Source organism: Alcaligenes parafaecalis (genome assembly GCF_026344135.1).
Lineage (GTDB): Bacteria > Pseudomonadota > Gammaproteobacteria > Burkholderiales > Burkholderiaceae_B > Alcaligenes > Alcaligenes parafaecalis.
On the sequence record NZ_JAPKNA010000003.1, the window covers coordinates 284,068 to 299,510 of the forward strand.

The window sequence follows — 15,443 nt, forward strand, 5'->3', positions numbered from 1 at the left end:
TGTTTTTGGCGTTTTCTGCCGCATAGGCAGCTTAGAAAATGCTTAGAGCTTCATGCACCAGCCCCCATGCGTTTGCTGCCGCATAGGCAGCTTAGAAAAGCAATCGCGGCAGGCTTGCCGATACGCTTAAGTTTGCTGCCGCATAGGCAGCTTAGAAAAAGTGGTGTGTTGGCGGTCGCCATAACCAGAAGTTTGCTGCCGCATAGGCAGCTTAGAAATGCCCACAACAAAGACAGGCCGCCCGCGAGATGTTTGCTGCCGCATAGGCAGCTTAGAAATCTAGGGCTTGCCGCTTCACTCCATTATTGTCGTTTGCTGCCGCATAGGCAGCTTAGAAAAGGCGGAAGATGCGCAGGTTTTTAAACCACATGTTTGCTGCCGCATAGGCAGCTTAGAAAATCACATCATCGAGCGTTTGCTGTGTGACGTCGTTTGCTGCCGCATAGGCAGCTTAGAAAACACCCGGACGCCCAGGTGGGCGACATCTACAGTTTGCTGCCGCATAGGCAGCTTAGAAATTAATCGTTTCCACGCTGGTTGTATCGTTTAAGTTTGCTGCCGCATAGGCAGCTTAGAAAACTTCAGCAACCCCGATCTTTGCCCTCGTGATGTTTGCTGCCGCATAGGCAGCTTAGAAACGCTTCGGCGGGTTTTTCTTTGCCCTTATAATGTTTGCTGCCGCATAGGCAGCTTAGAAAGTGCGTTTTAATGCCGGTCCAGCCCATGATTTGTTTGCTGCCGCATAGGCAGCTTAGAAATATGCGGACCCCGTGGGAATCCCGACCATATGGTTTGCTGCCGCATAGGCAGCTTAGAAAAAACCCACCAGTACCGCGCTCGGTGCCAGTCAGTTTGCTGCCGCATAGGCAGCTTAGAAAAGCCCACCTCCTCATCCAGCTTGGCACGCAAAGTTTGCTGCCGCATAGGCAGCTTAGAAATCTTCGCGGCGGCGCTGCTCGGCCTCTTCGGCGTTTGCTGCCGCATAGGCAGCTTAGAAATTGAACTGGCGAGACGCGCTCTACAGTGCCGTGTTTGCTGCCGCATAGGCAGCTTAGAAATGGATCTGGCGACAAAGACCGGATACGCGTATGTTTGCTGCCGCATAGGCAGCTTAGAAATGTCTTCATCGACACGCCAAGTCGCAAACGTCGTTTGCTGCCGCATAGGCAGCTTAGAAATTACGGGCTGCGTCGATAGCGGCGCGGACACAGTTTGCTGCCGCATAGGCAGCTTAGAAATTTAAGGAACTGAACCGCGGCGCTTCCTTTCAGTTTGCTGCCGCATAGGCAGCTTAGAAACCGCTGCGCTCGGATGAACGGCGGTGCGTATGGTTTGCTGCCGCATAGGCAGCTTAGAAATATGAAGCATCACGACTACAGCACCACCCCATGTTTGCTGCCGCATAGGCAGCTTAGAAATTTCCCATCGGCTGTAATTGTTTTTCGTCCATGTTTGCTGCCGCATAGGCAGCTTAGAAAATTTCATACCGCTGCATATCACACCTCGCGATGTTTGCTGCCGCATAGGCAGCTTAGAAAAGGTGGAGCAGATGATGAATCTGCAGCAACGCGTTTGCTGCCGCATAGGCAGCTTAGAAAATGCGGGCCTCCCTATGAGCGTGATCGGGTTAGTTTGCTGCCGCATAGGCAGCTTAGAAATAAATGTTCCTTGCTCATGCCATTCACTCCGTGTTTGCTGCCGCATAGGCAGCTTAGAAAATCGTTATTGGAGAGCACTACCAAGGGCCGGCCGTTTGCTGCCGCATAGGCAGCTTAGAAAATGGCCCGCGCTGCGTTGTCGGAGGCCGCATGGTTTGCTGCCGCATAGGCAGCTTAGAAAAGCAGTGCGATGGAAAGCACCCCAGCCCACATGTTTGCTGCCGCATAGGCAGCTTAGAAATTCAGTTCGTCAAGTTCGCTTTGAATATTGTCGTTTGCTGCCGCATAGGCAGCCTAACAATGTTTTCACATCATTAAGTGTCTACTGCGGGTAATATTTGCCTTTTTGTTTATAATCAATAATAGAATTCATTCTCATTTAAGGCATCTGGTTCGACCTTGTCGTCCTTTTTCCAGCCCATCGCTATAACTTTTACAAAATAAATGTCCGGAAAGTGGGCTCTCAAACGTCTTTATAAGGAAGGCCTGAAAAAGGACCTCTTGCCCTGTCCGCTTGACTGCACCGTTTGGGTGATGGGCCTCGCTGTCTGTTAAGCAGCACGACGCCAGTTTCGGTGTGAGCAAGCCGTTGCCTTCTTGACCACTATTACTTTTTTGATCACCTGTCATGCATGATCCGGCGGGTGTAGATCTACGGTTTTAACGGGATTATTTATGAAGTCCAAAGCAGTAAAGCGCCGCTGGGCGTTGGCCATTGTGGCGGTGCTGGTACTGGGGGCGCTGGCCGCGCAGGCCGGGCGTTCGTCCGAGCAGTTTGAGACGGTATCGGTGGAGCAAAGCGATATACGCACCACCGTTGCAGCAGTAGGCACTTTGAAACCCAGCCGCTATGTGGATGTGGGCGCGCAAGTGTCGGGACAGATTACGGCTTTGCCAGTTGCGCCGGGCGATCAGGTTGAGCAGGGCCAGTTGCTGGTGGAAATTGATCCCAGTGTGCAACAAGCCACAGTGGATGCAGGCCGAGCTTCTTTGGCCGCGTTCCGTGCCCAGTTGGCCGAGCAGCAGGCGCAGCTTTTACTGGCGCGTCAGCAGTTGACTCGTCAGCGTCAATTGGAGCGCCAGCAAGCCAGCCGTCAGGAAGATATTCAGATTGCTCAAGCCAATCTGGCAACGTCGCAGGCTCGGGTAGCGCATGTGCAAGCGCAGATGGAGCAGACCCAGGCCACGCTGAAAGCTGATGAGGCGCGCTTGGGCTACACGCGCATTTATGCACCCATGAGTGGCACGGTCATTGGCGTACAGGCCCGTGAAGGCCAGACGCTGAATGCCACGTACCAAACCCCCAATATTCTGCGCATTGCAGACTTGAGCACCATGACGGTGTGGACCAGCGTGTCCGAAGCCGATATTCGTCGTATCAAGCCCGGTATGACGGTTACCTTCACAACCTTGGGTGAGCAGGGCGAAACTCAGGCGCGTCAATGGCAGGCCAAGGCTCGTCAAATCATGCCTGCGCCCGAAGGCAGCACTCAGGATGAAAGCACGGCAGCGGCACCGACGGCCACGCAGGCCATCATGTATACGGTGCTGTTTGATGTGGACAATGAAGATGGCGAGTTGATGCCGCAGATGACGGCTCAGGTGTTGTTTGAAATTGATCGTGCCGATCAGGCCTTGCTGGTGCCTTTGGTGGCGTTGCGCCCCGATCCTGCTCGCGGTCCTGACGCTTTTACGGTGCCAGTGCTGGAGCGTGGCAAGCTGCAGGAAAAGCCGGTTGACCTGGGGGTGCGCAATCGCCATCAGGTGCAAGTCGTGGAGGGGCTGGCTAAAGGAGAGCAGGTTGTTCTGGCAGTGATCACACCTGAGCGTGGCTGGCGGTGGTTGCAATGGTAGGGTCTGCGCCTCCTTTGATTGAGCTGCGCGACATTAACCGTATCTATGGCGGTCCGCCCAGCACCAAGCCTGCTGTGCAAGTTCTGTTCGATGTCAGCCTGTGTATTGAGCCGGGTGAGTTTGTAGCGATTGTGGGGGCCTCGGGCTCGGGTAAATCGACGCTGATGAATCTGCTGGGTTGTCTGGATAAACCCAGCAGTGGCAGTTATCTGTTTCAGGGCCGGAATGTTGCGGATTTAAGCCCGGACGAGCTGGCCCAGCTACGTCGGGAAACCTTCGGTTTTGTGTTTCAGGGCTATCACCTGATTCCCACAGAAAGCGCCAGTGAAAATGTCCAGATGCCCGCCATTTATGCGGGTATGGATGAGGACGCACGTGCAGCACGGGCTGCAGAATTACTCAGCAGTCTGGGACTGGCGGACAAGCTGGATAATCGGCCGAATCAGTTGTCCGGTGGCCAGCAGCAGCGGGTGTCCATTGCTCGCGCTCTGATGAATGGTGGCCGTGTCATTCTGGCCGACGAGCCGACAGGGGCACTGGATTCGCGTAGTGGTGCAGAGGTGATGGCCCTGCTGCGCAAGCTGTCAGACTCCGGGCACACCATTATTCTGATTACGCACGACCATGACGTCGCTGCGATGGCAGACCGGATCATTGAAATCCGTGACGGTTGCATCCTCTCGGATAGTCGTCCTGAAGGGGACCAGGAGAGTCAACCCAAGCAGCCCTTGCCGCAGCCCGAGCATCGACGCTCGCCCTGGTTTTCAGAAATCAAGGATGCCGCCCGCAGCGCCTTGCGCAGCATGTTCATCAACCGTCATCGCACGGCCTTGACCTTGTTAGGCGTGATTATCGGGGTGGCCTCGGTCATCGTGATGCTGGCGGTGGGCGAAGGTGCCCGCCAACGGGTCATGGATCAGATGGGCACGATGGGTACCACGATTATTTATTTGAGCAGCTCATCACCGCCCAACGGGGTGGCCAAGGGGCAATTGACGGAAGAGGATCTGGAGGCGATTGGCGAGCTGCCACTGATACGGCGCGTCATGCCCGTGATTGGGGATCCGATTACCGTGCGGCGTGGCAGTGTGGACCGGCAAGTCTATGTGTTTGCCGCCAATGAAACCATGCCGGACATTCACCGCTGGCAACTGGCACAAGGCCGTTATTACACCGATGCCGAGGACCGGGATCTGGCTCCTTTGGTTGTCTTGGGCTATCGCGCTGCCAAGCATTTCTTCCCGGATATGGAGGTGCCCTTGGGTCAGCAGTTGCTGATCGGCAATTCTCCCTTTGAAGTGATCGGGGTGATGCAGGAACGGGGTGCCGACTCGGGCGCACAGGACTATGACGATATGGTGTTTGTGCCCTATCACGCGGCGCGTGCTCGTGTGTATCAGGCCCAGACACAACCGGATTACGTCGTCATTGATGCGCAGGACAGCTCCACTGTTCTGGAGGCAGAACAAGACATGCGCCAGTTACTGACGCAGCGTCACGGTGGCCGGGAAGACTTTTCTATTGGTAATGCAGCGGCTCGCTTGCAGGCTGAAGCGTCTACCCGTCAGGCCATGAGCATGATGCTGGGCCTGATTGCTGCTGTCTCGCTGGTGGTGGGCGGTATTGGTGTGATGAATGTGATGCTGATGACGGTGCGTGAACGTACGCGAGAAATCGGCATACGCATGGCAACCGGTGCGCGGCAAAGCGACATCATGCGGCAGTTCCTGACGGAAGCTGTCTTGTTGACGATTACGGGTGGTTGCCTGGGTGTATTGGTGGGTGCTCTGGTGGGCCTGGGTTTGATTTTTGGTGGGGTGGATGTGGTGTTTTCCTTGCGGGCTGCCTTGGGCGCCTTCGGCTGCGCCGTTGCGACGGGCATGATTTTTGGCTATATGCCAGCACGGACGGCGGCCGCTCTGGACCCCGTTCAGGCCTTGGCGGGGGAGTAAGCATGGCTCATTACCGATGGATTCTGGGAGCCTTCAGCGGCCTCTTGTTGCAGGCGTGTACATCGCTGTCCTCTGATCTGGAAAAGAGCACACCCAGCTTGCCGCTGGCGTATCAGCAGCAGGGCAAGACAGCCGCCAGTCCGGTCACGGCCAAAGTAGAGGCGCAGTGGTGGCGCGCCTATAACAGTCCGGCCCTTAATACCCTGATGCAGGAAGCGCTGGATGACGTGGCGGTGCTGCGTCAGGCGCAGGCCCGTATCTTGCAGGCCCAAGCCCAGGCGCGGATTGCTGGTGCCAGCTTGTTGCCTGAGTTGCAGGGAAATCTGTCCGCCCAAAGAGATGCGCCGTTTTCTTCCAGCCATGGTGACAGCCGTTCGCAGTATGTGGCCGGTGTGTTCATGAGCTACGAGCTGGACTTGTGGGGACGCAATAGTGCTCAGGCCAATAGCGCCTTGTTCCAGGCACAGGCTGCGGAGTACGAGCTGGATGTACTGCGTGTCAGCGTTCAGGCTCAGGTGGTGCATTTAAGTCTGCAAACCATGGGTGACAAGCAGCGCGTGGCGATTGCCCGTCAAAACCTGGCCGTTGCACAACGCTTGTTGAGTTTGCTGGAAGCACGTTTGCAAGCAGGGGCCGCCTCACCGCTGGAGCTGGCTCAACAGCGTCAGTTGCTGGCGTCTCAGCAACGTAAATTATTGGTGCTGGAAGAGCAGGCCATACGCACGCGGGTGGAGCTTACAAGCTTGCTGGGTCGCACCGAGATTCTGCCCGAACCGCAAGAGGATATTGCCACTTTGCAGGTGCCGGTGCTGGATGCGGGATTGCCGTCGCAGCTCTTGTCGCAGCGTCCTGATATTGCGCGTATTGAGTCCCAGTTGTCCGCTGCCCATGCGGATGTGCATGTGGCTCGTGCTGCCATGTATCCCAGTCTGACTCTGGGTGCGCGGGCAGGGGCATCGGGTAATCATTGGGAAGAAAGTTTGCGCCATCCCGTCTACAGCCTGATCAGCGGGCTGGTGGCTCCTATCTTCAATGCAGGCCGTCTGGAGGCGGGCAAGGATTTAAGTGACGCCCGTTTGCAGGAGTGGCTGGCTCAGTATCGCCAGACCATTGTGCGGGCCTATATGGATGTCGAAGGCGTGCTGGCGCAGTTGCATAGTCTGGATGCCCAGGCGCAGACGATGGAGCTGGAATGGGAGCAAGCCAGGCTGGCGTTTCAACTGGCCGAAGCACGTTATCGCTCCGGCTCGGAAACTTTGCTGTCTTTACTGGATGCGCAGCGTACTTTGTACGCCGCTCAGGATGTACGCGTCAGCTTGATGCAGTCGCGTTTGCAGTCCCGCGCGGCGCTCTTCCGAGCGCTGGGCGGAGGCTGGCAAGCCGGTTCAGGCGGCCTGGCTGATCAGGGGACGGTGGCAGAGGCTGGGGTCTAGCAGGCTGGCAGCCGCCTCATCCAGCAGGATGTGGGTGTTGGCGTGCTGTTTCAGTGCTGTGAAAGGCAGTTCAGGCGTGATACCGCCTTCCTGATAGTTCAGCATGGTGCGAGCCTTGTGCTCGCCCGTCACCACCAGGGCAATTTCACGGGCGCTCAGAATATCGGCAATCCCCATGGTGATGGCCGATGCAGGCACTTCATCCATGGAGTCAAAAAAGCGGCTGTTGTCGATGCGAGTGCGCTCGGACAGGGCGACCACGTGAGTGCGGCTGTCAAAGGGTGTACCGGGTTCGTTAAAACCGATGTGGCCATTGGTGCCTACGCCCAGCAGTTGCAGCGCAACGCCACCACAGGCAGCAATCCCGGCCGAATAATCCTGGCAGTGTTGCTCCAGCTCTGTGGTCAGGCCATTAGGCAAGTGCAGACGCGCGGTATCAAAGGGTAAAAGGCCGAACAGGTGCTGGCGCATGTAGCAGGCGTAGCTTTGCTCGTGCGTTGCCGACAAGCCTACATACTCATCCAGATTGAAGCTGTTGATCTTGGAGACATCCAGCCCATTGGCGCGCACGTCCTGTACGAAACGGGCGTACACGGGTTCCATGGTCCCTCCCGTTGCCAGACCCAGCGTTGCTTCAGGATTTTGACGAATAATGTCCTGGAGGCGGGCGCTCAGGTGGGCTGCAATGGCGGCGGAATCGGGGAAGACTAAAAACATAATCTTGTTCTTCGTATGGGCTGATTAAGTTGAAAAAAAACTTCGCCGCAAGCACGGCGAAGTTTGATCTTCCGAAATTCTAATGGGACAAAGACGTAACGTCAGTTTTTTTTTGCAAGCAAGTGACACCTTTTAGACATCTTGTTTGCCGGTCTCTCCCAGGAAACCACCACTTTGACGTGCCCATAAACGAGCGTACAGACCACCTTGCTCCAGCAGTTCCTGGTGGCTGCCCTGTTCGATGATGCGGCCCTGATCCAGCACAATCAAGCGGTCCAGTGCGGCAATGGTAGACAGACGGTGAGCAATGGCGATCACTGTCTTGCCGTGCATCAGGGTGTTCAGACTTTCCTGAATAGCGGCTTCCACTTCGGAATCCAGTGCGCTGGTCGCCTCATCCAGTAACAGGATGGGGGCGTCTTTCAGCATCACGCGGGCAATCGCCACACGCTGACGCTGACCGCCAGAGAGCTTCACGCCACGTTCGCCCACATGGGCATCCAGACCTTCACGACCCTGACGGTCGTGCAGTTGCGGGATGAAGTCAGCAGCGGCAGCACGATCTACGGCCATATGCAGCAGTTCGTCACTGGCGTCGGGGCGACCATACAGGATGTTGTCGCGCATGGAACGGTGCAGCAGGGAGGTATCCTGCGTCACCATGCCAATCGCGGCACGCAAGCTGTCTTGGGTGACGTGGGCAATGTCCTGGCCATCAATGCGGATGGTGCCGCTATCCACATCATGGAAACGCAGCAGCAAGTTGACCAGCGTGGATTTGCCCGCGCCCGAACGTCCGATCAGGCCAACACGCTCGCCCGGTTTGATCACCAGATTGAGCTTGTCGATAACCTGACGGCTTTTGTCGCGGTAGGCAAAGCTGACGTCCTGGAATTCGATACGGCCTTGCTCGATCTGCAGGGGCTTGGCATCGGGCGCATCCACCACGGTAGGTTCTTGCGTCAAGGTGTTGATGCCATCCTGAATCGTGCCCACGTTCTCGAACAGATTAGTCAGCTCCCACATCAGCCAATGGGAATGGCCGGACAGACGCAGCGCCATGGCAATGACGGCTGCCACGACACCGGCGGTGGACTGATCAATCGACCACAGGTACAAGGCCAGACCGGCCGAGCTGATCAGCAAGAGCGTGGCCAGCACATGGTTGGCCACTTCAAACATGCTGATCAAACGCATCTGGGCGTGGCCCGTTTCCTGGAAACGGCGCATTGCATTCTTGGCGTGATCTGCTTCACGACGCGTGTGGGCAAACAGCTTGACGGTATTGATATTGGTGTAGGCGTCGGTAATGCGGCCTGTCATCAGTGCACGGGCATCAGCCTGGGCTGCACCGACTTTACCCAGACGGGGCACAAAGTACACGCAGGCCAGTGCGTAGCCCACCAACCAGAACAGGAAGGGCAGGATCAGCAGGAGGTCAAAGCTGCCCGCCAGAATCAGGATACCGATCAGGTAAGCGCTCATGCCCACGACCACTTCTACGGCCATGAACAGGGTTTCACGCACCGCCAGAGCGGTTTGCATGATCTTGGTCGTGATGCGACCGGCGAACTCGTCCGCGTAAAAGGACATGCTCTGGTTCAGCATCAACTTGTGAAACAGCCAGCGCAAGCGCATGGGGAAGTTGATGGCCAGCACCTGGTGCATGACCAGCGTATGCAGGCCAATCAGCACCACGCTGCCCAGCAGAACCCCGGCAATGGTCAACAGTGTGCCGCCTTGCTGACTCCAGAATTGGGCCGGTTCAATCGAGGGCAGCCAGTCCACGATAAAGCTGAGCAGGGCGAACAGCATGGCCTCGTAGGCCGACAGGCCAATAGAGGTCAGTGTCATCAGGCCAATCCAGCCGCGCGAATTTTTCGTGCAGGACCAGATGAAGGCGAAAAAGCCTTTGGGAGGGGTTTCTACTTGTTGTTCGGGATAGGGATTTAATCGACGTTCAAAGAATGACAGCACCGAATGGGCTCCAGCGGACGGCCTTAAGGATGAGAGGCCGTTTAGACAGATAGAAAACTGCTTCTGGGGTATGGAAACAGCAATTTTTGATGGTAACGCAGACGCCCAGATCCGCTGAAGAAAACCTGATAAAAACACAGTCTTTGTGTCTTGAAAGTGTCAGATATTGACCACGGTGTACGTTTTTGGGGTCTGGAAAAGAACATCCAGACCCCAAACAGAGAACGGCAGTGACTTCTTGAAGGTAAGCAGACTTAGTAAGCCACCACCTGACCGTCTTTACGCGGGTCGGAGCCGCCCACGTAATGATTGCCCTGGCGCAGAATCAGTTGTGCACCACCAAAGGCGAACACACCGCTGCCGGGTTCAACGACGACTTCATGACCGCGATCGCGCAAAGCTTGAACCAGAGCGGGATCGAAAGTAGGTTCTACCGCGACGCCACGGCCACCTGTCACGCGCCAGCGTGGGGCATCGGCGGCGGCTTGCGGGTTCTGGCCGTACAGCAGAACACGCAGCGCCATTTGCATATGGCCTTGCGACTGGAAGGGGCCACCCATCACACCAAACGACATTTGAGGCGTGCCATCGGCATTCATGGCAAAGGCGGGAATGATGGTGTGCGAGGGGCGCTTGCCACCGGCCACTTCATTCACATGACCGGGGCGCAGGGTAAAGCCATGACCACGGTTCTGCATGCTGATGCCGGTGCCGGGCACGACCACGCCGGAACCAAAGCCCATGTAGTTGGATTGGATCAGGGAAACCATCATGCCGCTGGAGTCGGCGGCGGTGACATAGACCGTGCCGGAGGCGCCAGGCAGGCCATGTTTGGGATCGCCCGCCTTGTCCATTTGAATCAGGGCAGCGCGTTCGCGCAGATAGGCCGGGTCCAGCAAATGCTCGGGCTGATGAATCATGTGCTCCAGATCTGCGTGGTGCTCGTACAGATCGGCAAAAGCCAGTTTCATCGCTTCAATGCTCAAGTGCACCGTGTCGATATGATCCAGCGGCTGCTGGCCGATACCGGCCTGTTCCATGATGCCCAAGGCCATCAAGGCGGCCAGACCCTGACCATTGGGGGGGATTTCATGGATGACAGATTGCGCAAAGGGATGGCTGATGGTGCCGCACCAGTTCGCGCGGTGTTCGGCCAGATCCTGCTCGTCCATGGCACCGCCATGCAGGCGAGAAAAGTCGGCAATGCGCTTGGCCAGTTCGCCCGTATAGAAGTCCTGACCTTGTGTGGCGGCGATACGTTCCAGCGTATTGGCCTGATCCTGATTCTGATACCACTGACCGGCTACGGGGGCTTTGCCATCACGCAAAAAGGCTTCGGCAAAACCGGGTTGATCGCCCAGGCGCTGGCGACCCAGTTCCCACAAACGCGCGATCACGGGCGAGACCGGGAAGCCTTCTCGGGCGTAATGAATCGCGGGGGCGGCGACTTGCTCCAGACTCAGGCGGCCCAGCTTGCTGGACAGCTCGGCCCAGGCGGAGACGGCACCGGGAACGGAGACACTTTCCCAACCCTTGTCGGGGATGGCAGCGTGACCTTTGAAGCGGTCCGGTGACCAGCCACGGGGCGAGCGCCCGGAGGCGTTCAAGCCATGTAATTCTTTACCGTCCCAGACGATGGCAAAGGCATCGCTGCCTATGCCGCAACCCGTGGGCTCGACCACCGTCAGGGCGATGGCGGCCGCCAGAGCGGCATCGACCGCATTGCCACCGGCTTGCAAGATACGCAGGCCCGCTTGTGCGGCCAGAGGGTGAGAGGTGCTGACCATGTTCTGGCCAAGTACCGCAGAGCGGGCGGACGGGTAGGGGTTGTTCCAGTCCATACAGGTGTCAGTCTTGTTCATTGAATCTGTATTCCAGTCAGTTGGATCAGGCCTTGCCAACGTGCGCTGTCCTCGCGAACCAGAGAGACAAACTCTTCTCGGCTGGTGCTGCGGGGTTGGTCCACGCCCAATGTTTGCAGGCGCGAGCGTACTTTGGGGTCCTGAATGGCATGTGTAAAAGCCTCATAAGCTTTGTCACGGATTTCGTCGGGCAGGCCTGCGGGTGCGTACAGACCAAACCAGGTCACTGATTCATAGCCCGGCAGGCCGGACTCTTGAAAGGTAGGCAAGTCGGGAGCCAGCGGCGAGCGCTGTTGGCCGGTTACCGCCAGGGCGCGCAACTGGCCACTGTTTACATACGGCATCCCGGTGGGGATGGCGTCCAGTAAAACATGGATGGAGCCGCCCAGCATATCGTTAATGGCCTGACCGGTTCCACGGTAAGGCACATGGGACATGACGATATTGGCCTGATTCAAAAAGGCCTCGGTGCCCAGGTGCACGATGGTGCCATTGCCACTGCTGGCGTAGTTCAATTCATCGGGGTGGGCGCGAGCGTATTCAATCAGTTCGGGTAGCGTTTGTGCGGGGACTTTCGGGTTCACCAGCAAGACGCTGGCGGCATCACCCAGATGGGCGATGGGGGTGAAGTCTTTTTCTGCATCGTAGGGCAGGGACTTGTACAGATGCGGGGCAATGGCGTGGGTGCTGCTGGTAGTGAACAGAAGGGTGTAGCCATCGGGCTTGCTGCGAGCCACTTCACCTGAACCAATTGTGCCGCCTGCGCCCGTGCGGTTGTCCACAATGATGTTGGCGTTCATCGCTTTGGCGGCGCTTTCGGCGATCAGTCGGCTGATGACGTCGGTGGCACCGCCGGTGGGGAACGGCACAATCAGGCGAATGGGACGATCCGGCCAATCGCTGGCATGGGCAGCCACGCTGCTGACAGCCAGCACGGCACCTAACAAGGTTTGGGCAAGACGACGCCAGGGCTGGCGTGTCGAAGGGGGCTGCTCTGTGTTCAGGGCTATGCTGGTTTGGCTCATGGCTATCTCCTCAATCAAGAGATGATAGGAAAGGCGATGATGCCGAACCAGCAACAAATAAGCAGGCCAGCGTTGCTATTTTGGCAAGGCTAGCGGGTCGACTTCAAGCTGTGGCAGCAACTCGTCCAGAAAGCGGCGAACAATAGAGGGCAAGCGGCGGCCAGCCAGGGCCTGCACTTCGATTTGGCGGTTCAGCAGACCGCGTTCATGGATGAAACTGGCTTGCAGCAAACCTTGCTCAATCAGATGGCGGGCGGACAGCAAGGCCGAGACAGTCACGCCTGCGCCGGACAAGGCAAATTGATGCAAGGACTGCATATGGTTGCTGCTGAACACCGGGTCCAGACTCAGGTTCTGCGCACTGCAGGCCACATCCATCATTTGCCGCACGGTGGTGTCCGGACCGGGCAAGGCCAATGGGTGGGCCAGGAGGCTTTTCAGGCTGATGCGTTCGGTGCGGGTGACGGGGTGACCGGGAACAGCCAGAGCCATTACCGGGGCATCGCGGCGGAACAAGGTCTTGATGTCTTTTTCAGCCGTTTGGGTGAACTTGATGCCTATATCTATCTGGCCACTTAATAACAGCATGGTGATGCGGTGGGGGGGCAGTACGTCCAGTTGAAAACGTATGCCCTGATGCTTCTGACGGAACTGGGCAATGCACTGGGGCAGCAACTGAGCCGCCAGACCTTCAGAGGAAGCAATACGTATCAAGCCGGTTTGCAGTCCTTGCAGAGCGGCAATATCGTGCAAGGTGCGCTCGGCATCCATGGCGCTGCGGCGCGCATGGGCCAGCAAAAGTTCACCTGCCGCGGTCAGGTTCATGCCACGGGCATGGCGTTCAAACAGAGCCATGCCCAGGTTTTCTTCCAGCCCGCTGATCTGGCGGCTAATGGCAGACGTGGCCACATGCAAATTGCTGGCTGCCTGCGAAATAGAGCCACAACGCGCTACTTCCTGGAAGTAGCGCAGTGCCGTTTCTTGAAGGTGACGTGGGTTCATACCAGACTGCCGCGCAGCTCGGCGGCAATCTCGTAGGAGCGCAGGCGCTTCTTGTGGTCAAAAATATTGGCGTTCAGCATCAGCTCGTTTGCGCCCGTCAGTTGGATGAAACCCTTCATCTGCTCAAGCACTTGCTCCGGCTTGCCAATGGCGGTACAGCTCAGCAAGGAATCCAGCAGATGTTGCGCCGGTGGACTGCATTGCTCGTAATAGTCCTGTACGGGCGGTGGCAATTGGCCGGGGCGACCACTGCGCAGGTTTACAAAGGACTGTTGCCAGGAGGAGGCCAGCAGCTTGGCTTCGTCTTCCGTGTCGGCGGCAAAGACGTTGTAGCCCAGCATGACGTACGGCTTTTCCAGATGTACGGATGGCTGGAACTGACGGCGGTAAACCTCAATAGCATCCATCAACTGAGCAGGTGCAAAATGCGAAGCAAAGGCATAGGGCAGACCCAGAGCGGCCGCCAGTTGAGCCCCGAACAAGCTGGAACCCAGAATCCAGACAGGCACATTCAAGCCTCGGCCTGGCACGGCCATGATGCGGTTGCGTGGTTCGTCGGACATGTAGTCCATCAGCTCCAGCACATCGCGCGGGAACTGGTCGGGGTCGCTGTTCAGATTGCGGCGCAAGGCACGGGCGGTTTCGGGGTCAGAACCGGGGGCGCGGCCTAAGCCCAGGTCGATACGGCCGGGGTAGAGAGAGGCCAGTGTTCCAAACTGTTCGGCGATAACTAGCGGCGAATGGTTGGGCAACATGATGCCGCCTGCGCCCACGCGGATACGGCTGGTCTGGCTGGCAATGTGCCCGATCAGCACCGATGTGGCCGCGCTGGCAATACCGGGCATGCCGTGGTGTTCGGCCAGCCAGTAACGGTGATAGCCCCATTGCTCGGCATGACGGGCAATGTCCGCCGAACAGCGAAAAGACTGGGCCGGGGTGGAACCCTGAACAATAGGGGACAGGTCTAGAACGGAGAGCGGATAGCTTGGCGTCATGGCATCAGATTCAAATTGGACTCGGGATATAGTCGAGCCATCGTTAGGCAGCGTCAAGTAAACCCATAGCATAGGCAAGGATGTTCAGATGAAAGAAACCAGTCGTCGCACCGTCAATCATTACCAGGACCATGCGCTGGCCTATCGGGACGGCACCTGGGATCATGACGTCAGCCAGAATCGTCAGGCCTTGTTGAGCGCCATAGCGGCACAGGGGCCTGTGGATATTCTGGATCTGGGCTGTGGACCGGGTCGGGATCTGGTGGCGTTTCAGGCAATGGGCCATCGCCCTGTTGGTCTGGATGGTTGTGCCGCCTTTGTGGAAATGGCCCGTCAGCAAACCGGCCTGACAGTTTTGCACCAGGATTTTCTGGATTTGAAACTGCCCGCCGCCGCCTTTGATGGCGTGTTTGCCAATGCTGTTTTATTCCATATTCCAAGCGCAGAACTGCCGGGTGTGCTGGCTGCTTTGCGGCATAGCCTGCGACCGGGAGGAGTCTTGTTTGCCTCGAATCCACGTGGGGAAGGACAAGAAGGTTGGCATGGTCAGCGCTATGGCTGTTACTACAATTGGGAGCAGTGGTCACAGCGCCTGGAGCAGGCGGGCTTTGACTATATTGATCACTTTTATCGTCCGACTGACAAGCCGCCGCAAGAGCAACATTGGCTGGCTTCCTTGTGGCGCGTACCGGTCCCCGAGTGAGCAAAATGGTGAATCGCTGACCTGGGTACTTAGACGATTGTTTTATATAGGGATTTATTGTTAATACAGGGGTTTTCCCTATTTTTATGCACATCTTTTGTGGATAAGCCTGTTTCCGGTCGCCTGGGCGAGTCCTGGGGAAAAAAAATGGTAAAGAATTGTCGATTCTCTGATCAGCTATTTTAAGTGCTTGATTCAATTGCCTTAAGTGCAGTGATTCACGGTTTATCCTGTGACTTGTCCACATTTTACGGGGATAAGCTGG

The 15,443-nt window shown here is 57.1% G+C and carries 10 protein-coding genes and 1 CRISPR repeat array (1 of these 11 running past the window's edge); of the genes, 4 read left to right on the forward strand and 6 right to left on the reverse strand.

The features are described from left to right. Nucleotides 1-1,959: direct repeats of the CRISPR family, unit length 28 nt; unit sequence GTTTGCTGCCGCATAGGCAGCTTAGAAA; it begins 1,250 nt to the left of the window's first position. Between the two features lie 374 nt (nucleotides 1,960-2,333). From OSH09_RS11830 to OSH09_RS11840, 3 genes are read left to right on the forward strand one after another with little or no spacing between them, the layout of a single operon-like run. Beyond that, nucleotides 2,334-3,512, forward strand: a complete 1,179-nt coding sequence (locus OSH09_RS11830) for an efflux RND transporter periplasmic adaptor subunit (protein ID WP_266121075.1) — start codon at nucleotides 2,334-2,336, stop codon at nucleotides 3,510-3,512. Next, complete coding sequence (locus OSH09_RS11835; RefSeq protein ID WP_266121076.1) at nucleotides 3,506-5,464, forward strand: ABC transporter permease; 1,959 nt, start codon at nucleotides 3,506-3,508, stop codon at nucleotides 5,462-5,464. Before OSH09_RS11830 ends, OSH09_RS11835 begins: the two co-directional genes overlap by 7 nt. A gap of 2 nt (nucleotides 5,465-5,466) precedes the next feature. Then, nucleotides 5,467-6,897, forward strand: coding sequence for an efflux transporter outer membrane subunit (locus OSH09_RS11840; RefSeq protein ID WP_266121077.1), 1,431 nt, complete (start codon nucleotides 5,467-5,469; stop codon nucleotides 6,895-6,897). On the opposite strand, the gene OSH09_RS11845 is transcribed toward OSH09_RS11840, so the two are convergent. The 6 genes from OSH09_RS11845 to OSH09_RS11870 all read right to left on the reverse strand — a co-directional run bounded on the left by OSH09_RS11845 (nucleotide 6,850) and on the right by OSH09_RS11870 (nucleotide 14,475). Next, the gene (locus OSH09_RS11845) at nucleotides 6,850-7,614 is read right to left on the reverse strand and encodes a glucosamine-6-phosphate deaminase (RefSeq protein ID WP_266121078.1); all 765 of its coding nucleotides are present in this window, start codon (nucleotides 7,612-7,614) and stop codon (nucleotides 6,850-6,852) included. The two genes, OSH09_RS11840 and OSH09_RS11845, sit on opposite strands and share 48 nt — an antisense overlap. A 132-nt stretch (nucleotides 7,615-7,746) precedes the next feature. After that, entirely contained in the window at nucleotides 7,747-9,591 is a 1,845-nt protein-coding gene (locus tag OSH09_RS11850; RefSeq protein WP_266121079.1) for an ABC transporter ATP-binding protein, read from the reverse strand. Between the two features lie 254 nt (nucleotides 9,592-9,845). Then, entirely contained in the window at nucleotides 9,846-11,453 is a 1,608-nt protein-coding gene (locus OSH09_RS11855; protein ID WP_266121080.1) for a gamma-glutamyltransferase family protein, read from the reverse strand. Continuing rightward, the gene (locus OSH09_RS11860; protein ID WP_266121081.1) at nucleotides 11,450-12,478 is read right to left on the reverse strand and encodes a Bug family tripartite tricarboxylate transporter substrate binding protein; all 1,029 of its coding nucleotides are present in this window, start codon (nucleotides 12,476-12,478) and stop codon (nucleotides 11,450-11,452) included. Before OSH09_RS11860 ends, OSH09_RS11855 begins: the two co-directional genes overlap by 4 nt. A 75-nt stretch (nucleotides 12,479-12,553) precedes the next feature. Further along, nucleotides 12,554-13,480, reverse strand: coding sequence for a LysR substrate-binding domain-containing protein (locus OSH09_RS11865; RefSeq protein ID WP_266121082.1), 927 nt, complete (start codon nucleotides 13,478-13,480; stop codon nucleotides 12,554-12,556). Then, entirely contained in the window at nucleotides 13,477-14,475 is a 999-nt protein-coding gene (locus OSH09_RS11870) for an LLM class flavin-dependent oxidoreductase (RefSeq protein ID WP_207873548.1), read from the reverse strand. Before OSH09_RS11870 ends, OSH09_RS11865 begins: the two co-directional genes overlap by 4 nt. A gap of 88 nt (nucleotides 14,476-14,563) precedes the next feature. Between OSH09_RS11870 and OSH09_RS11875 the strand changes: the two genes are divergently transcribed. After that, nucleotides 14,564-15,178: a class I SAM-dependent DNA methyltransferase gene (locus OSH09_RS11875; protein WP_266121083.1), complete on the forward strand. Its 615-nt coding sequence runs from the start codon at nucleotides 14,564-14,566 to the stop codon at nucleotides 15,176-15,178. Nucleotides 15,179-15,443: the final 265 nt, after the last annotated feature.

Bases quoted from the DNA above. Each gene is read 5' to 3' on its own strand.
- OSH09_RS11830 (WP_266121075.1), top strand. From the start codon at position 2,334: ATGAAGTCCAAAGCAGTAAAGCGCCGCTGGGCGTTGGCCATTGTGGCG.
- OSH09_RS11835 (WP_266121076.1), top strand. From the start codon at position 3,506: ATGGTAGGGTCTGCGCCTCCTTTGATTGAGCTGCGCGACATTAACCGT.
- OSH09_RS11840 (WP_266121077.1), top strand. From the start codon at position 5,467: ATGGCTCATTACCGATGGATTCTGGGAGCCTTCAGCGGCCTCTTGTTG.
- OSH09_RS11845 (WP_266121078.1), bottom strand. From the start codon at position 7,614: ATGTTTTTAGTCTTCCCCGATTCCGCCGCCATTGCAGCCCACCTGAGC.
- OSH09_RS11855 (WP_266121080.1), bottom strand. From the start codon at position 11,453: ATGAACAAGACTGACACCTGTATGGACTGGAACAACCCCTACCCGTCC.
- OSH09_RS11860 (WP_266121081.1), bottom strand. From the start codon at position 12,478: ATGAGCCAAACCAGCATAGCCCTGAACACAGAGCAGCCCCCTTCGACA.
- OSH09_RS11865 (WP_266121082.1), bottom strand. From the start codon at position 13,480: ATGAACCCACGTCACCTTCAAGAAACGGCACTGCGCTACTTCCAGGAA.
- OSH09_RS11870 (WP_207873548.1), bottom strand. From the start codon at position 14,475: ATGACGCCAAGCTATCCGCTCTCCGTTCTAGACCTGTCCCCTATTGTT.
- OSH09_RS11875 (WP_266121083.1), top strand. From the start codon at position 14,564: ATGAAAGAAACCAGTCGTCGCACCGTCAATCATTACCAGGACCATGCG.